This window comes from Escherichia sp. MOD1-EC5495 (genome assembly GCF_002965965.1).
Taxonomy (GTDB): Bacteria; Pseudomonadota; Gammaproteobacteria; order Enterobacterales; family Enterobacteriaceae; genus Escherichia; species Escherichia ruysiae.
Genome location: NZ_PTRI01000032.1, coordinates 18,609 through 36,027, shown reverse-complemented (window position 1 = coordinate 36,027; position 17,419 = coordinate 18,609). Strand labels below are relative to the sequence as shown.

Genomic DNA, 17,419 nt, shown 5'->3' with positions numbered 1-17,419 from the left:
GACTATCACTTATTTAAGTGATATTGGTTGTCTGGAGATTCAGGGGGCCAGTCTAGGCTTCACCACCCTGGTTGGTTGCAGCGGTATCAACGTTGTTGATATCACCATTACCATTAACAGTCAGGTGACCGTCAGAGTTCATTGCGATTACACCGTAACCGTAGTTAGCTTTGCTGGTGTCGTTGGTACGATCGTTGACCAGATCCGCATTCAAGATGTAGTCGTTGCTGTTGATATCGAACACACCAGCATAAACATTACCATGGTTGTCTTTCACGTTACCGCTGGTCAGTTCCAGAGTATCGGTGGTGAAGACGTTTGCAGCGTCAGTATTACTGGTCTGCACATCCAATACACCGCCGTTAGTTACGGTGATGGTGTTGGCGTACAGTGCGTCGAGTGCCCAATCGCTGCTAATATCATCAGCTAAGGTGACGGTACTGAAGGTGTTAACAGTCAAGTGATCTGTATTAACCTGACCACCTTCACCGATGTTCAAAACAGAACCGTCATTCAGGCCGATAGTGTCAGACGTCAGCTCAACACCGTTAGCAACATCAACCTGAGAGTTGTTTACAGCCAGGGTATCAATGCGAGAGTCTTTCGCCACATCCCATTCTGAACCATCGTTCAGAACAACATCAAACACGCCGCTCTGGAAAGAAGCTGCGCTGTCCATACGGTTCCAACCATCATAGTTAGTAGCGTTTGGATCCAAGCTGTTAGCCGCAACGTCATAGAAATGATCCGGAGTTACGATGTCATCACCAGCATAATCAATATACGCACCACCGATCCATTTAGTATGGTTCAGGGTCAGGGTCAGATGATCGACGTTCTGATCATCATCAATCCATCCGCCGTGGGTATAGACGTTGGAATCTGTATCAGTTGGATGACCGATGTAATCAAAGTTATTATTCCAGGTACTCTGGAAATAAACATCACCCATCAACTGAGAGTTGTTGAAGGTAACATTGTTGACCATGCGGTAATCAGAAGAACTGTCATCAATGAACTCTAAAGCGTTATCATTGCTGTGGTAACCGACACGGCCATCACCAGAGTAATCACTCGGCTCAGCAGAATTACCAAAGTGACCATCCTGCTGCTCGTCTTCGGTCCAAGAACCAGAAGTTACAGTTGAGTCATTAACAGTGATGGTGTTGTCCCACTGAGTTGCGCCAGTTTTGTACGCAGTGTTAGTGGTATCGTTCTGTTCCAGCGTAATACCTGCAACATGAGAGTTGTTGCTGATATTAATGTTGCTTTCAACATCCAGCGTTACTGCGGTACCCATGCCAGCAACTGAATATTCATAGTTGTCTGACTTAACAGTTTTACCATCAGCATCCAAATAGGTGTCGGTGAAGTAAAAACCTTCATAATCATCATCAATCGTTGAATTGCTGATGTTCAGAGTGAAGGTGTCACCGTCAATCCAGTCGTGAGCTTTTGCAGCGTCGCCGAAGTTAGGAACATATTTTGACGTGATCATACCGTGAACAGTTGAGTTATTAACACTCACAGTATTTGCAGTACCTGCTGCATAGTCATCATAGTTCAGGTAATAGGTAGAAATTACACCATTTACAGTGTCACCTGAGAAAACGGTGTCATAGTAACCGCTATCTTTAGCTACTGTGTTATAAACATAACCACTGTAGGTCAGGTAATCGGTATCAATGTTGTAAATTGGTTTGTTGGTATCAACATAACCAAAAGTATTATAAGTAGCTGCATTAGCCTGAGAGGTGATAGCCAGAGTGCAAGCCAATGCTAATTGTGATACTACAAGTTTCTTTTTCCAGGAGTGCATTTGTCATCCCTCCTCAGGGACGTAATAAGTTGATCCATCAATTATCAATGCATAGAAAACATATTATGTTTCGCGTTTACGATTATGCGGCGTTACAGATGAATGGTTCAATTATTCTTTCCCCTAAGTCCGAATGCGGACATATATAAATCACGTGTAAGCATAGATCACAAAAATAGATAAAAACCTGTCATTTCAATCTGTTAATGACCGCATTAATTTCAAAATCATATACTCTACAAATATTACACCAGCAAATTAGACAAATAATGTATTTATAAACAATGAACTTTTAACCATCCTATTTTTGACAGCATAGCCAAACGACTAAAAACAATAATCAGGGAGAATTAATAAAAATTAAAAATATTTTCAGTGAATATAAAAATATTGCTATTTCTATTAAAAAGATGTCCAGGCCGGTCTTTCATTCTCTTCTTGCCAACATCGCGACAACTTTCGTAAAACACCCCCACCCTGCTTCAGGTATACTATGCCCCTCAATTCCACAAACATCAGGCAGACCATGACAGACTTAATCCAACGCCCTCGTCGCCTGCGCAAATCTCCTGCGCTGCGCGCTATGTTTGAAGAGACAACACTTAGCCTTAACGACTTGGTGTTGCCGATCTTTGTTGAAGAAGAAATTGACGACTATAAAGCCGTTGAAGCCATGCCAGGCGTGATGCGCATTCCAGAGAAACATCTGGCACGCGAAATTGAACGCATCGCCAACGCCGGTATTCGTTCCGTGATGACTTTCGGCATCTCTCACCATACCGATGAAACCGGCAGCGATGCCTGGCGGGAAGATGGTCTGGTGGCGCGTATGTCACGCATTTGCAAGCAGACCGTGCCTGAAATGATCGTTATGTCAGACACCTGTTTCTGTGAATACACTTCTCACGGTCACTGCGGCGTGCTGTGCGAGCACGGCGTCGATAACGACGCGACTCTCGAAAATTTAGGCAAACAAGCGGTGGTTGCTGCTGCTGCGGGCGCAGACTTCATCGCACCTTCCGCCGCAATGGATGGTCAGGTGCAGGCGATTCGCCAGGCGCTGGACGCTGCGGGCTTTAAAGATACGGCGATCATGTCTTATTCGACCAAGTTCGCTTCCTCCTTTTATGGTCCGTTTCGTGAAGCTGCCGGAAGCGCATTAAAAGGTGACCGCAAAAGTTATCAGATGAACCCAATGAACCGTCGCGAGGCGATTCGTGAATCGCTGCTGGATGAAGCTCAGGGCGCAGATTGCCTGATGGTTAAACCTGCCGGAGCGTACCTCGACATCGTGCGTGAGCTGCGTGAACGTACTGAATTGCCGATTGGTGCGTATCAGGTGAGTGGTGAGTACGCGATGATTAAGTTCGCCGCGCTGGCGGGTGCTATAGATGAAGAGAAAGTGGTGCTCGAAAGCTTAGGTTCGATTAAGCGCGCGGGGGCGGATCTGATTTTCAGCTACTTTGCGCTGGATCTGGCTGAGAAGAAAATTCTGCGTTAATTCTGTTTCCTCTCAGAACGGGGGAGTTAACCTGTTGAAAGCACGGTGAACGCCCCCTCACCCTCTCCCCAAGGAGGCGAGGGGATCGTCCACACTTGTTTCATCTAAATCGCCGCTCGGGGAGACTGTCCGCGCTCGTTTCACCCCGCCCGATAAAACGGTTTATCCCCGAGGATCGTCGCCCGATGCATTATCCGCCGCTGTGGCAGGTAATCGGCATTGGCATAGTGCTGGGTCACGCGATTATCCCAAATCGCGATATCATTTGGCTGCCAGCGCCAGCGCACCTGAAACTCCGGTTTGGTGATATGAGTAAATAAAAAGCCTAGCAAGGCTTCGCTCTCTTTCTCACTGACATCGACAATTCGCGTGGTAAATCCTTCATTAACAAACAGCGCCTGTTTACCGCTCACCGGATGCGTTCGCACCACCGGATGTAGTAAAGGAGGATTTTTCGCTGCCGCCTCGCGCCAGCGTTGATGTTCCTCCTCTGTTTTGCGGTATTTGTATTCCGGGAACGATTTACGGAAATCATGCTCCGCGCGCAGCCCGCTCAACAGCTGACGGAAGGGAACAGAGAGCGCCTCATACGCCGCAATACCACTGGTCCATAGCGTATCGCCCCCGGTTGATGGCAACTCTTTCGCTGCCAGAATCGCTCCCGCTGGCGGCGTCTCAATAAATGTCACATCGGTGTGCCAGTTGTCGTTATCCGGCGGATTATCGTTATGGGTATCAAGTACGATAATCTCATCAACGCCTTCGGCATGAGGGTAAACAGGATGAATATGCAGCGCGCCAAAACGCTGGGCCAGCGCGCGTTGCTGCTGTGGCGAAATGGCTTGTTCACGCAGAAACACCACCTGATGGCGCAACACCGCATGGTAAAGCTGTTCAAACTGATTATCACTTAACGGACGCGCCAGGTCGGCACCCGAAATTTGTGCGCCGATATACGGCCCCAGCGGGGTAATGCTCAGACGTTCACTCATTGTACTTCTCCATGCCAGGGCGTCAGGCGGCGCTGTAACGCGCGCAGACCCAGTTCTAAAAGAAAGGCGATAATCGCAATCACCGCGATCCCCGCCAGCACCACGTCAGTTGCGAGAAACTCACCCGCTGACTGAACCATAAAACCTAAGCCTCGCGTCGCGGCAATCAGCTCCGCCGCCACCAGCGTAGACCAGCCAACCCCCAGACCAATACGTAATCCGGTGAGAATTTCCGGCAGTGCGCCGGGCAAAATAACAAACCACAGCACCTGCGCACGGCTGGCACCCAGCGACTGGGCGGCACGAATGCGAACCTGCTGCGCGCTTTTCACCCCCGCCAGCGCCGACATCGCCACCGGTGCAAAAATCGCTAAATAGATCAGTAAGATCTTCGAAGTTTCACCAATACCAAACCAGATCACCATCAGCGGCAAATAGGCCAGCGGCGGCACCGGGCGATACAGTTCAATTACCGGATCCAGAATGCCGCGCACCGTCGGGCTTAGCCCCATGGCGATCCCAACCGGAATACCGATCAACACCGCCGCGAGTAGCGCCAGCAAAATGCGCGTCAGGCTGGCTGCCAGATGCTGCCACAGCGTGGCGTCCATAAATCCTTGCGTTCCGGCAATGGTGAGCAGTTTTGCCAGTACCTGTTGCGGCGGCGGCAAAAACAGCGGGCTAATCAGTTGCAGCGCAGCTACTGCCCACCATACAGTCAGTAAAACCGCTAACGTGCCAATGCTTAAAGTCACCTGACGCGAGAGCGGCCAGCGCCATTTCAGCCGATGCGAATGCAGTTTTTCGTTAAGAAGCACACTCATGAGAACGCCTCTCGTTGCTCAAATACGCGGCTTAAAACATATTCGCGCATGGCGATGAATTGTGGATCGGACTTGATGCTGCGGCTCGACTCACCCGCAACAAAGCGGCGGGCATAGTTGAGCGGCAGACGTTCCAGCACACGACCCGGCCCCGGTGAAAGCAGAACCAGTTCGGTCGCCATAAACACCGCTTCTTCTATATCATGGGTAATCAACAACACCTGCTTGCCTGTCTCCTGCCAGAGTTTCAGCAGCAGTATTTGCATCTGGTCCCGGGTGAAGGCGTCCAGCGCGCCAAACGGTTCGTCGAGTAATAACATCCGGGGATTAGCCGCCAGCGCACGGGCAATCCCTACCCGCTGACGCTGACCGCCAGAAAGCTGCCAGATGTAGCGTTTTTCTGCCCCTTCCAGGCCGACTTTTTTCAGCATCTGGTGAGCGATTTCCAGACGTTGCGTTTTCTCCATCCCCGCCAGTTGCAGGCCGAACGCCACGTTATCCTGCACATTACGCCACGGCAGCAGCCCTTCATTCTGAAAAACCACCCCGCGCTCTGCACCCGGCCCCTCAATGCGCTTGCCCGCCAGTTGAATGCTGCCGTACTGGTAAGGCACAAAACCAGCAATCAGATTCAGCAAGGTGGTTTTGCCGCAGCCAGACGGTCCCAGCACCACCAACAGTTCGCCGCTTTCCAGCGTCAGGTTGATATCTTCCAGCGCCGGTTTACCGCCATAATCGGCATAGAGATGAGAAATTTGCAGCATCTGCGCCTCCTTTTATTGCACGAAGCGCGAGGTAACGTACTGGCTGTAATCATTCGCCACGGCGGGGACTTTGCCCTGCTCTTTCAAAAACTGCGCGGTGTCGATGATCGCTTTGTTCACCGCTCCGGTCAGTTCTGCCGTTTGCTGCTGCGGCGTCAGATAGGTATTTCCCTTGACCAGCCCCGGTACGTCACCTTCCGGTACGCCGCTCAAGCGCGCCAGTTTGCTAATGTTTTCCGGCTGTTTCAGCCACGCGTCAGGATTCGCAATGTACGGTTGCTGGGCATCGATGGCGCTTTTAGCGAACGCTTTCACCACCTCAGGATGTTTCTCAGCAAAATCTTTCCGCACAACCCAAACATCCAGCGTCGGTGCGCCCCACTGCCCGACCTGTTCAGAGTCTGTCAGCACCTTGCCGTCTTTTTCCAGCGCATTTACCGCCGGCGCCCACACATAAGCACCATCAATATCTCCCCGTTGCCAGGCGGCGATAATTGCTGGCGGTTGCAGGTTCACAATCTCCACTTGCCCGGGTTTAATGCCCCAGTGTTTCAGCGCCGCCAGCAGGCTGTAGTGCGTGGTGGAGATAAACGGTACGGCGATGCGCTTACCAATGAGATCTTCGGGTTTGCTGATGTTTTTCTTAACGACCAGCGCCTCGGAGTTACCCAATTTTGACGCCAGCAAAAAGACTTCAATCGGCACCTGCTGACTGGCAGCGACCGCTAACGGGCTGGAGCCAAGATTACCGATTTGCACGTCGCCAGAAGCCAGCGCCCGCACGATACTGGCCCCGCTGTCAAACTTACGCCAGTCCACGGTCGCTCCGCTCTCTTTGGCGAAGGTGTTATCGGCCTGAGCCACTTTCGCCGGTTCGGCGGAGGTTTGATACGCCACGGTGACGTTCACCGCCTGCGCCTGAAAAGTGATGAATGCCAGTGCGGCAAGAAGTGTGTTACGCGATGAAATTGCCATGATTGTCTGCTCCCCTGTCTTGTTATAGGAGCAGTATTCGCGGAGAAAATAATTTGATAAAAGAATTAATCATTATGGACAATATGTTTTTATTCTTAGCAAAAAAACGGCAAAAGATAGATGAGTTATGCATTTGCCAATCGTTTCCCTACAAAGAAATGCCACATTTCCTTTTATATGCGAATAAAAATTCAAACGATAAAAATTTATTTCACCACTCCACCAACAAGGCAACCAATAATAAATAGATATATTATTCCAATTTCATATAATGCAACCTTAAAAATCTCTTTTCCATACTAATTCATTCACAAAGCGAATATAAAAAGTAATGGTTGATAGAAGATATTTTTTAAATGCAATTAATTGACAAACTAAATCACATCTAAATACAATATGTAAAAAATATAATCACGCTTACAAAACACACAAATAGTTAACATATGATGCACACAAATCACACTTATACCGCTTACGGCCCTCCGGGCATTAATTGACCTGTTTTCAGGATTATTCTTTTTTACCGCGTGTCATTTTTAACATCTGAGTATGTTGCAGAGGGTTGCCGCTCTGCATTCGTCGCGCTTTCAGCATAATAATTACAATGGAGTGTCATGAATTGGATAAGGTTTTAAATTCTGCGTTGCATTCTTCAGCAGAAAAGAGGAAAGGTATCCTTGCGATTGGCGCACATCCTGACGATATTGAATTAGGTTGTGGCGCATCGCTTGCTCGTCTTGCGCAGAAAGGATTTTATATCACCGCCGTTGTCATGACTGCTGGCGATTCGGGTGTAAGCGAAATCATCGATCGTCATGAAGAATCTCGCGAAGCATTAAAGATGTTGGGGTGTCAGCAAACTATTCATCTTAATTTTTCAGACACCCGTACACATCTGCAACTCAATGATATGATTTCCTCCCTGGAAGATATTATTAAAAATCAAATTCCCGCTGATGTAGAAATCATACGGGTATATACCATGCATGATGCTGACCGCCATCAGGATCATCTGGCAGTTTATCAGGCATCAATGGTTGCCTGCCGTACTATTCCACAGATTCTCGGCTATGAAACTCCAAGCACCTGGCTTTCATTTATGCCCCAGGTTTTTGAATCCGTAAAAGAAGAATATTTTACTGTAAAACTTGCAGCGTTAAAAAAACATAAAAGCCAGGAACGACGTGATTATATGCGTCATGAACGTTTACGTGCTGTTGCACAATTTCGCGGACAACAGGTCAATAGCGATCTGGGTGAAGGCTTTGTTATTCATAAAATGATTCTTTGAGTAGATTAAATGAAAACCTGGATCTTTATATTTATGGCCGTAGCAATATTGCTATGGTTTTTGAGTACGTTAAGGCGTAAGCCCAGCCAAAAGAAAGGCTGTATTGACGCAATTATTCCTGCCTATAACGAAGGCCCTTGTCTGGCACAGTCGCTGGAAAATCTGCTGCGCAACCCTTATTTTTGTCGGGTAATTTGCGTTAACGACGGTTCTACAGATAATACCGAAGCGGTAATGGCGGAAGTGAAACGCAAATGGGGCGATCGGTTTGTTGCTGTTACGCAAAAAAATACCGGCAAAGGCGGCGCTCTAATGAACGGCCTCAACTACGCCACATGTGACCAGGTTTTTTTAAGCGATGCCGATACTTACGTCCCTCCAGATAAAAACGGCATGGGTTATATGTTGGCGGAAATTGAGCGTGGTGCTGATGCCGTAGGCGGCATTCCCTCCACAGCATTAAAAGGCGCAGGTTTGCTGCCACATATTCGCGCTACTGTGAAACTGCCGATGATCGTTATGAAGCGCACGCTACAACAGCTTTTGGGCGGCGCCCCGTTTATTATCAGCGGTGCCTGCGGGATGTTCCGTACCGATGTATTGCGTAAATTCGGTTTCTCGGATCGTACCAAAGTTGAAGATCTCGACCTCACCTGGACGTTGGTCGCCAATGGTTACCGCATTCGTCAGGCGAATCGCTGCATCGTATATCCTCAGGAATGCAACAACCCGCGCGAGGAGTGGCGTCGCTGGCGACGTTGGATTGTGGGCTATGCGGTATGTATGCGTCTGCATAAAAGGCTTTTATTTAGCCGTTTCGGCATCTTCAGTATTTTCCCTATGCTGTTGGTCGTGCTCTATGGCGTTGGGATTTATCTCACCACCTGGTTTAATGAATTAATTACCACCGGGCCACATGGCGTAATAGTGGCTATGTTTCCGCTTATCTGGGTCGGCGTAGTTTGTGTTATTGGTGCTTTTAGCGCCTGGTTTCATCGTTGCTGGTTGTTGGTGCCTTTAGCGCCACTTTCCGTTGTGTATGTATTATTAGCTTATGCCATCTGGATTATTTATGGACTTATTGCCTTTTTTACTGGACGCGAACCTCAGCGCGACAAACCCACCCGTTATTCCGCACTGGTGGAAGCGCCAACCGCTTATTCCCAACCTTCTGTCGCAGGAACTGAAAAGCTATCTGAAGCTTAATGTTAAAGAGAAAAATATTCAGATTGCTGACCAGGTGATTATTGATGAAAGTGCCGGTGAAGTTGTTATCGGTGCCAATACCCGTATTTGCCACGGTGTGGTTATTCAAGGGCCGGTAGTGATTGGTGCAAACTGCCTGATAGGTAATTATGCGTTTATTCGCCCCGGTACGGTAATCAACAATGACGTAAAAATTGGTTTTGCCACTGAAATCAAAAATGCAGTTATTGAAGCGGAAGCGATGATTGGACCGCAATGTTTTATTGCCGATTCTGTTGTTGCAAGCCAGGCATATTTGGGTGCACAGGTGCGTACCAGTAATCATCGACTGGATGAACAGCCAGTATCGGTTCGCACCCCAGAGGGTATTATCGCTACCGGCTGCGATAAATTAGGTTGTTATATTGGTCAGCGTTCACGTCTTGGCGTGCAGGTAATTATTTTACCTGGACGAATTATTTCGCCAAACACGCAACTTGGCCCGCGCGTTATTGTAGAACGCAATTTACCTACCGGAAATTATTCACTCCGGCAAGAGCTTATCCGTACAGGAGATTAAAATGATAAAACGGACGTTATTAGCAGCGGCAATCTTTAGCACATTGCCCGCTTATGCCGGGTTAACTTCCATTACCGCAGGCTACGATTTTACCGATTATTCTGGCGATCATGGCAACCGTAATTTAGCGTATGCTGAACTGGTAGCAAAAGTTGAAAACGCAACGCTGCTTTTTAATCTTTCCCAGGGGCGTCGTGATTATGAGACTGAACGTTTCAATGCTACACGCGGTCAGGGTGCTGTCTGGTACAAATGGAATAACTGGCTGACAACCCGCACGGGGATTGCCTTTGCGGATAATACGCCGGTCTTTGCTCGCCAGGATTTTCGTCAGGATATTAACCTGGCCCTGCTGCCAAAAACGCTGTTCACGACCGGTTATCGCTACACTAAATATTACGATGATGTTGAAGTCGATGCCTGGCAAGGCGGCGTATCGCTCTACACTGGCCCGGTGATCACCAGCTATCGCTATACCCATTATGACTCCAGCGATGCGGGCGGCAGTTACAGCAATATGATTTCCGTGCGTCTGAATGACCCTCGCGGCGGCGGTTATACTCAACTTTGGCTTAGTCGTGGGACGGGAGCTTATACCTACGACTGGTCGCCAGAGACGCGTCACGGCAGCATGAAGAGCGCCAGTTTACAACGTATTCAACCGTTGACTGCGCAACTTAATCTGGGGCTGACGGCGGGTAAAGTATGGTATGACACGCCAACTGATGATTATAACGGCCTGCAATTCGCTGCCAATCTGACCTGGAAATTCTGATTCCTTCCGCCGCCTGCTATCCGGGCGGCAATCCCACGTGATTAGCGCCCAAACACTCTCCTTCCCTCTTCGTTTCCTCCAGACATCACCCACATTCATCGGATAAATTTTATTCTCCGGTGTTATATACTATAGGGGGGTATGCATTGACACATAGCATACCCCCCTATAGTATGTTGCGTGCAGATGAGATGAGGTGCGAAATGCCCAGTACTCCGGAAGAGAAGAAAAAGGTGCTTACTCGAGTTCGTCGTATTCGGGGGCAGATTGATGCTCTGGAACGGTCACTGGAGGGTGATGCCGAATGCCGTGCCATACTCCAGCAGATCGCTGCCGTTCGGGGCGCGGCTAACGGGCTGATGGCAGAAGTGCTTGAAAGCCATATCCGGGAAACGTTTGACCGAAATGACTGCTACAGCCGCGAAGTCAGCCAATCCGTTGATGACACGATTGAACTGGTTCGAGCCTATCTTAAGTAGCTGAAACCACTACCCTATTGAGGAAAAGCGAAATATGAAATCACGTGCTGCCGTTGCATTTGCACCCGGTAAACCACTGGAAATCGTTGAAATTGACGTTGCACCACCGAAAAAAGGTGAAGTGCTGATAAAAGTCACTCATACCGGCGTCTGCCATACCGACGCATTTACCCTTTCCGGCGATGACCCGGAAGGTGTATTCCCGGTCGTTCTCGGTCACGAAGGGGCTGGCGTTGTGGTTGAAGTCGGTGAAGGCGTGACCAGCGTTAAACCTGGCGACCATGTGATCCCGCTTTACACCGCAGAATGCGGCGAGTGCGAATTCTGTCGCTCTGGCAAAACCAACCTCTGCGTCGCGGTTCGCGAAACCCAGGGCAAAGGCCTGATGCCAGACGGCACCACACGTTTTTCTTACAATGGGCAACCGCTGTATCACTACATGGGCTGTTCCACCTTCAGTGAATATACCGTGGTCGCGGAAGTTTCACTGGCCAAAATTAATCCAGAAGCAAACCATGAACACGTCTGCCTGCTGGGCTGTGGCGTTACCACCGGTATTGGCGCAGTGCACAACACCGCTAAAGTCCAGCCTGGTGATTCTGTTGCCGTGTTTGGTCTTGGCGCTATTGGTCTGGCAGTGGTTCAGGGCGCACGTCAGGCGAAAGCGGGACGGATTATCGCTATCGATACCAACCCGAAGAAATTCGATCTGGCGCGTCGCTTCGGTGCCACCGACTGCATTAATCCGAATGACTACGACAAACCGATTAAAGATGTCCTTCTGGATATCAACAAATGGGGTATCGACCATACCTTTGAGTGCATCGGCAACGTCAATGTGATGCGCGCGGCGCTGGAAAGTGCTCACCGTGGCTGGGGTCAGTCGATAATCATTGGTGTGGCTGGTGCTGGTCAGGAAATCTCAACCCGTCCATTCCAGTTGGTCACCGGTCGCGTATGGAAAGGCTCCGCATTTGGCGGCGTGAAAGGTCGTTCCCAGTTGCCGGGTATGGTTGAAGATGCGATGAAAGGTAATATCGACCTGGAGCCGTTTGTAACGCATACCATGAGTCTGGATGAAATTAATGACGCCTTTGAATTAATGCATGAAGGCAAATCCATTCGCACCGTCATTCGTTATTAATATCCCGCACGTAACAAGCCGTCGCCATCCTGTTCGCGGATGGTGACGGACATATAATTACCACATCAAATCATCAGGCACCTTAAAGTCGGCATACGGATCGTCTTCATCCTGCTCTTCGGCGCTGAGTGCACTGTGCAACACAATACTGCTGGCATCACGCTGGGCGATTTTGTCGGCAACGCTTGCCGGAATAATGGCGTATTCACCTTCACTATTGCCGTCAGTAACCAAACGGGCAATCGCCAGACGGCCATTAATCAACTGCGTTTGCGTGAGCTTATCGACAAAAATTTTCTTAATCAGATTGCCGTCGGTGAAGTTAAAACCGATATCGCCATTGGTAATGGTGATACGGTTCATTTCGATAAGCTGCTTCACCTGAGCTTTATATTCTTTCGCTAACGCCGCTTGTTTTTGTTGCTCACTAAGCTGTTTATCACGCTCAAGCTGTGCCTTTTTATTTTCTTCTACCGCCGCCCGAGCTTCACGCGCCTGAACGCGCGATTTTTTCGCCGTTCTCTCGACCTTCGCCGCTTTTTTGCTGGTGACTAATCCTGCTTTGAGCAACTGCTCTTGTAAGGTAAGTTTTGCCATCTTTATTTCCAAACCCGCTGAATAATTTTTGCGAGTATACCTGTAAATACAGTGAGTGTATCGAAGTGGGCTTTCTCTCTCATGTGACCTGGCGTCAGCATTTTAAATTTCACTTTGGTGTCAGCCCTGCAGGGTGGCGCAAAACCTTCCGTGGTATGGCATGATAGCGCCCGGAAGAGAGTCAATTCAGGGTTGTGAATGTGAAACCAGTAACACTATACGATGTCGCCGAGTATGCCGGAGTCTCTTATCAGACCGTTTCCCGCGTGGTAAATCAGGCCAGCCACGTTTCTGCGAAAACGCGGGAAAAAGTGGAAGCGGCAATGGCGGAGCTGAATTACATTCCCAACCGCGTGGCACAGCAACTGGCGGGCAAACAGTCGCTGCTGATTGGCGTTGCCACTTCCAACCTGGCGCTTCATGCACCTTCACAAATCGTTGCGGCAATTAAATCCCGCGCCGATCAACTCGGTGCCAGCGTAGTGGTATCAATGGTGGAACGCAGTGGCGTCGAAGCCTGTAAAGCGGCGGTTCATAATCTTCTCGCACAACGCGTCAGCGGCCTGATCATCAACTATCCCCTGGATGAACAAGATGCCATCGCCGTAGAGGCAGCCTGCGGTCACGTGCCAGTTTTGTTTCTTGATGTCTCCGACAAATCCCCCATTAACAGCATTATTTTTTCCCATGATGACGGCGCACGGCTCGGCGTGGAGCATCTGGTCGCGTTGGGTCACCAGCAAATTGCGCTGTTAGCAGGTCCATTAAGTTCTGTCTCGGCGCGTCTGCGTCTGGCGGGCTGGCACAAATATCTCGATTGCAATCAACTACAGCCAATAGCGGAGCTTGAGGGCGACTGGAGCGCCATGTCCGGTTTTCAACAAACCATGCAGATGCTGAATGAGGGCATTACTCCCACCGCAATGCTGGTTGCTAACGATCAGATGGCGCTGGGTGCAATGCGCGCCATTACCGAGTCCGGGCTACGCGTCGGCGCGGATATCTCGGTAGTGGGATACGACGATACCGAAGACAGCTCGTGTTATATCCCACCGTTAACCACCATTAAACAGGATTTTCGCCTGCTGGGGCAAACCAGCGTGGACCGCTTGCTGCAACTCTCTCAGGGCCAGGCGGTGAAGGGAAATCAGCTATTGCCCGTATCACTGGTGACACGTAAAACCACCCTGCCACCCAATACGCAAACTGCCTCTCCCCGCGCGTTGGCGGATTCATTAATGCAGCTGGCACGGCAAATTTCCCGGCTGGAAACCGGGCAGTGAGCGCAACACAATTAATGTGAGTCAGCTCACTCATTAAGCACCCCAGGCTTTACACTCTATGCTTCCGGCTCGTATGTTGTGTGAAATTGTGAGCGGATAACAATTTCACACAGGATACAGCAATGACCATGATTACGGATTCACTGTCCGTCGTATTACAACGTCGTGACTGGGAAAACCCTGGCGTTACCCAACTCAACCGCCTTGCGGCGCATCCTCCTTTTGCCAGCTGGCGAAATAGTGAAGAAGCCCGCGAGAATCGCCCTTCCCGCCAGTTGCACAGTCTGAATGGCAAATGGCAATTTGCCTGGTTCCCCGCCCCCGAAGCTGTGCCGGAAAGCTGGCTGGAGTGCGATCTTCCTGACGCCGATACAGTCCCCGTCCCCTCAAACTGGCAGATGCACGGTTACGATGCCCCCATCTACACCAACGTAACCTATCCCATTGCGGTCAATCCGCCGTGTGTTCCCGCAGAGAATCCGACTGGATGTTACTCGCTCACATTTAATGTCGATGAAAGCTGGCTACAGGAAGGCCAGACGCGGATTATTTTTGATGGGGTTAACTCAGCGTTTCATTTGTGGTGCAACGGACGCTGGGTCGGTTACGGGCAGGACAGCCGTTTGCCGTCTGAATTTGATCTGAGTGACTTTTTACGCGCCGGAGAAAACCGCCTCGCGGTGATGGTGTTGCGCTGGAGTGACGGCAGTTATCTGGAAGATCAGGATATGTGGCGGATGAGTGGCATTTTCCGCGACGTCTCGTTGCTGCACAAACCAACCACGCAAATCAGCGATTTCCATGTTGCTACTCACTTTAATGACGATTTCAGCCGCGCTGTTCTGGAGGCAGAAGTTCAGATGTGTGGCGAACTGCGCGACGATCTGCGGATAACGGTTTCTTTGTGGCAGGGTGAAACGCAGGCCGCCAGCGCCACCGCGCCTTTCGGCGGCGAAATTATCGATGAGCGCGGCGGTTATGCCGATCGCGTCACGCTACGTCTGAACGTTGAAAACCCGGCGTTGTGGAGCGCAGAAACACCGAATCTTTACCGTGCGGTAGTTGAACTGCACACCACTGACGGCGAGCTGATTGAAGCGGAAGCCTGTGATGTCGGCTTCCGCCAGGTGCGGATTGAAAATGGTCTGCTGCTGCTGAACGGTAAGCCGTTGCTGATTCGCGGCGTTAACCGTCACGAGCATCATCCCCTGCACGGTCAGGTCATGGATGAGCAGACGATGGTGCAGGATATCCTGCTGATGAAGCAAAACAACTTTAACGCCGTGCGCTGTTCGCATTATCCGAACCATCCGCTGTGGTACACACTGTGCGACCGCTACGGCCTGTATGTGGTGGATGAAGCTAATATTGAAACCCACGGCATGGTGCCAATGAATCGTCTGACGGATGATCCGCAGTGGCTGCCAGCAATGAGCGAACGCGTAACGCGGATGGTGCGGCGCGATCGTAATCACCCGAGCGTAATTATCTGGTCGCTGGGGAATGAATCAGGCCACGGCGCTAATCACGACGCGCTGTATCGCTGGATTAAATCTGTCGATCCATCACGTCCGGTGCAGTATGAAGGCGGCGGAGCCGACACCTCTGCAACCGATATTATTTGCCCGATGTACGCGCGCGTGGATGAAGATCAACCCTTCCCGGCAGTACCAAAATGGTCAATCAAAAAATGGCTTTCGCTGCCAGGTGAATTGCGCCCGCTGATCCTCTGCGAATACGCCCACGCGATGGGTAACAGCCTCGGCGGCTTTGCCAAATACTGGCTGGCGTTTCGTCAGTACCCTCGTTTACAGGGTGGCTTCGTCTGGGACTGGGTGGATCAGTCACTGATTAAATATGATGAAAACGGCAACCCGTGGTCGGCCTACGGCGGTGATTTTGGCGATACGCCAAACGATCGCCAGTTCTGCATGAACGGTCTGGTCTTTGCCGATCGCACGCCGCATCCGGCGCTGACGGAAGCAAAACACCAGCAGCAGTTTTTCCAGTTCCGTTTATCCGGGCGAATCATCGAAGTGAACAGCGAATACCTGTTCCGTCATAGCGATAACGAAACCCTGCACTGGTCGGTGGCGCTGGATGGCAAGCCGCTGGCAAGTGGCGAAGTGCCTCTGAATGTCGCCCCGCAAGGTAAACAGTTGATTGAATTGCCTGAACTGCCACAGCCGGAGAGCGCCGGACAACTCTGGCTCACGGTACGCGTAGTGCAACCGAACGCGACCGCATGGTCAGAAGCCGGACACATCAGCGCCTGGCAACAGTGGCGACTGGCGGAAAACCTTAGTATGACGCTCCCTTCCGCGCTCCACTCCGCCCCGCAACTGACCACCAGCGAAACGGATTTTTGTATCGCGCTGGATAACAAGCGTTGGCAATTTAACCGCCAGTCAGGCCTTCTTTCTCAGATGTGGATTGGCGATGAAAAACAACTTCTGACGCCGCTGCGCGACCAGTTCACCCGTGCGCCGCTGGATAACGACATTGGCGTGAGTGAAGCAACGCGTATTGACCCGAACGCCTGGGTAGAACGCTGGAAGGCAGCGGGACATTACCAGGCAGAAGCGGTGTTGTTGCAGTGCACGGCAGATCTGCTTGCCGACGCGGTGCTGATTACGACTGTCCACGCCTGGCAGCATCAGGGGAAAACTTTATTTATCAGCCGGAAAACCTACCGGATTGATGGACTCGGTGAAATGGCCATCAGTGTGGATGTTGAAGTGGCAAGCGATACGCCGCATCCGGCGCGGATTGGCCTGACCTGCCAACTGGCACAGGTCGCAGAACGGGTTAACTGGCTGGGGCTGGGGCCGCAAGAAAACTATCCCGACCGCCTTACTGCGGCCTGTTTTGACCGCTGGGATCTGCCGTTGTCTGACATGTATACGCCGTACGTCTTCCCGAGCGAGAACGGTCTGCGCTGCGGGACGCGCGAATTGAATTATGGCTCACACCAGTGGCGCGGCAACTTCCAGTTCAATATCAGCCGCTACAGCCAACAACAACTGATGGAAACCAGTCATCGCCATCTGCTGCACGCGGAAGAAGGCAGCTGGCTGAATATCGACGGTTTCCATATGGGGATTGGTGGCGACGACTCCTGGAGCCCGTCCGTTTCGGCAGAATACCAACTGAGCGCCGGTCGCTACCATTACCAGTTAGTCTGGCGTCAAAAATAATAATAACCGGGCA

Annotated in this window: 14 protein-coding genes and 3 pseudogenes; 10 read left to right on the top strand and 7 right to left on the bottom strand. The window is 50.6% G+C overall.

Going from position 1 to position 17,419, the window contains the following annotated elements; all coding sequences use genetic code 11:
• Positions 1-85: 85 nt before the first annotated feature.
• Positions 86-1,819 (bottom strand): annotated as a pseudogene (locus BEG40_RS20050) (autotransporter YaiT-related protein); the annotation flags it as partial.
• Positions 1,820-2,345: 526 nt separating this feature from the next.
• Between BEG40_RS20050 and hemB the strand changes: the two are divergent.
• On the top strand, positions 2,346-3,320 hold the full coding sequence (gene hemB / locus BEG40_RS20045; RefSeq protein ID WP_001295337.1) for a porphobilinogen synthase: 975 nt from the start codon (positions 2,346-2,348) through the stop codon (positions 3,318-3,320).
• Positions 3,321-3,460: 140 nt separating this feature from the next.
• Here hemB and tauD read toward each other — a convergent pair whose 3' ends face one another.
• From tauD to tauA, 4 genes are read right to left on the bottom strand one after another with little or no spacing between them, the layout of a single operon-like run.
• Complete coding sequence (gene tauD / locus BEG40_RS20040; RefSeq protein WP_105286009.1) at positions 3,461-4,312, bottom strand: taurine dioxygenase; 852 nt, start codon at positions 4,310-4,312, stop codon at positions 3,461-3,463.
• Positions 4,309-5,136 carry a taurine ABC transporter permease TauC gene (tauC, locus tag BEG40_RS20035; RefSeq protein ID WP_105286008.1) on the bottom strand — a complete coding sequence of 276 codons (828 nt, stop codon included), beginning with the start codon at positions 5,134-5,136 and terminating at the stop codon, positions 4,309-4,311. The genes tauD and tauC overlap by 4 nt, the downstream gene beginning before the upstream one ends.
• Entirely contained in the window at positions 5,133-5,900 is a 768-nt protein-coding gene (tauB, locus tag BEG40_RS20030; RefSeq protein WP_000939388.1) for a taurine ABC transporter ATP-binding subunit, read from the bottom strand. Before tauB ends, tauC begins: the two co-directional genes overlap by 4 nt.
• Positions 5,901-5,912: 12 nt before the next feature.
• Complete coding sequence (gene tauA, locus BEG40_RS20025; RefSeq protein WP_001018421.1) at positions 5,913-6,875, bottom strand: taurine ABC transporter substrate-binding protein; 963 nt, start codon at positions 6,873-6,875, stop codon at positions 5,913-5,915.
• 604 nt (positions 6,876-7,479) lie between these two features.
• On the opposite strand from tauA, the pseudogene BEG40_RS22395 reads away from it, so the two are divergent.
• Positions 7,480-7,905 (top strand): annotated as a pseudogene (locus tag BEG40_RS22395) (PIG-L deacetylase family protein); the annotation flags it as partial.
• A 177-nt stretch (positions 7,906-8,082) separates the two neighbouring features.
• Here the strand turns inward: BEG40_RS22395 and BEG40_RS22390 are convergent.
• Positions 8,083-8,151: a hypothetical protein gene (locus tag BEG40_RS22390; protein ID WP_420842033.1), complete on the bottom strand. Its 69-nt coding sequence runs from the start codon at positions 8,149-8,151 to the stop codon at positions 8,083-8,085.
• 24 nt (positions 8,152-8,175) lie between these two features.
• On the opposite strand from BEG40_RS22390, the gene BEG40_RS20015 reads away from it, so the two are divergent.
• The 5 genes from BEG40_RS20015 to frmA all read left to right on the top strand — a co-directional run bounded on the left by BEG40_RS20015 (position 8,176) and on the right by frmA (position 12,329).
• Positions 8,176-9,372: a glycosyltransferase family 2 protein gene (locus BEG40_RS20015; protein ID WP_000860452.1), complete on the top strand. Its 1,197-nt coding sequence runs from the start codon at positions 8,176-8,178 to the stop codon at positions 9,370-9,372.
• Positions 9,338-9,931: an LbetaH domain-containing protein gene (locus BEG40_RS20010; protein WP_237709596.1), complete on the top strand. Its 594-nt coding sequence runs from the start codon at positions 9,338-9,340 to the stop codon at positions 9,929-9,931. Before BEG40_RS20015 ends, BEG40_RS20010 begins: the two co-directional genes overlap by 35 nt.
• A 1-nt stretch (position 9,932) precedes the next feature.
• A complete protein-coding gene (locus tag BEG40_RS20005; RefSeq protein WP_105286007.1) occupies positions 9,933-10,706 on the top strand; it encodes a YaiO family outer membrane beta-barrel protein in 774 nt (257 codons plus the stop codon).
• Between the two features lie 203 nt (positions 10,707-10,909).
• Complete coding sequence (frmR, locus tag BEG40_RS20000) at positions 10,910-11,185, top strand: formaldehyde-responsive transcriptional repressor FrmR (protein ID WP_001141271.1); 276 nt, start codon at positions 10,910-10,912, stop codon at positions 11,183-11,185.
• Between the two features lie 34 nt (positions 11,186-11,219).
• Complete coding sequence (gene frmA, locus BEG40_RS19995; protein ID WP_000842099.1) at positions 11,220-12,329, top strand: S-(hydroxymethyl)glutathione dehydrogenase; 1,110 nt, start codon at positions 11,220-11,222, stop codon at positions 12,327-12,329.
• Positions 12,330-12,386: 57 nt separating this feature from the next.
• Here the strand turns inward: frmA and BEG40_RS19990 are convergent, their stop codons facing one another.
• Entirely contained in the window at positions 12,387-12,926 is a 540-nt protein-coding gene (locus BEG40_RS19990; RefSeq protein ID WP_001096716.1) for a DUF2058 domain-containing protein, read from the bottom strand.
• A 62-nt stretch (positions 12,927-12,988) separates the two neighbouring features.
• Here BEG40_RS19990 and BEG40_RS19985 point away from each other — a divergent pair.
• The 3 genes and pseudogenes from BEG40_RS19985 to lacZ all read left to right on the top strand — a co-directional run.
• Positions 12,989-13,090, top strand: a pseudogene (locus BEG40_RS19985) (GlxA family transcriptional regulator); the annotation flags it as partial.
• A 36-nt stretch (positions 13,091-13,126) separates the two neighbouring features.
• Positions 13,127-14,209: a DNA-binding transcriptional repressor LacI gene (gene lacI / locus BEG40_RS19980; protein ID WP_105286006.1), complete on the top strand. Its 1,083-nt coding sequence runs from the start codon at positions 13,127-13,129 to the stop codon at positions 14,207-14,209.
• A 122-nt stretch (positions 14,210-14,331) separates the two neighbouring features.
• A complete protein-coding gene (gene lacZ / locus BEG40_RS19970) occupies positions 14,332-17,406 on the top strand; it encodes a beta-galactosidase (RefSeq protein ID WP_105286005.1) in 3,075 nt (1,024 codons plus the stop codon).
• Positions 17,407-17,419: the final 13 nt, after the last annotated feature.

Excerpts from the sequence above, each read along its gene's own strand:
- hemB (WP_001295337.1), top strand. The coding sequence starts at position 2,346 with ATGACAGACTTAATCCAACGCCCTCGTCGCCTGCGCAAATCTCCTGCG.
- tauD (WP_105286009.1), bottom strand. The coding sequence starts at position 4,312 with ATGAGTGAACGTCTGAGCATTACCCCGCTGGGGCCGTATATCGGCGCA.
- tauC (WP_105286008.1), bottom strand. The coding sequence starts at position 5,136 with ATGAGTGTGCTTCTTAACGAAAAACTGCATTCGCATCGGCTGAAATGG.
- tauB (WP_000939388.1), bottom strand. The coding sequence starts at position 5,900 with ATGCTGCAAATTTCTCATCTCTATGCCGATTATGGCGGTAAACCGGCG.
- tauA (WP_001018421.1), bottom strand. The coding sequence starts at position 6,875 with ATGGCAATTTCATCGCGTAACACACTTCTTGCCGCACTGGCATTCATC.
- BEG40_RS20015 (WP_000860452.1), top strand. The coding sequence starts at position 8,176 with ATGAAAACCTGGATCTTTATATTTATGGCCGTAGCAATATTGCTATGG.
- BEG40_RS20005 (WP_105286007.1), top strand. The coding sequence starts at position 9,933 with ATGATAAAACGGACGTTATTAGCAGCGGCAATCTTTAGCACATTGCCC.
- frmR (WP_001141271.1), top strand. The coding sequence starts at position 10,910 with ATGCCCAGTACTCCGGAAGAGAAGAAAAAGGTGCTTACTCGAGTTCGT.
- frmA (WP_000842099.1), top strand. The coding sequence starts at position 11,220 with ATGAAATCACGTGCTGCCGTTGCATTTGCACCCGGTAAACCACTGGAA.
- BEG40_RS19990 (WP_001096716.1), bottom strand. The coding sequence starts at position 12,926 with ATGGCAAAACTTACCTTACAAGAGCAGTTGCTCAAAGCAGGATTAGTC.
- lacZ (WP_105286005.1), top strand. The coding sequence starts at position 14,332 with ATGACCATGATTACGGATTCACTGTCCGTCGTATTACAACGTCGTGAC.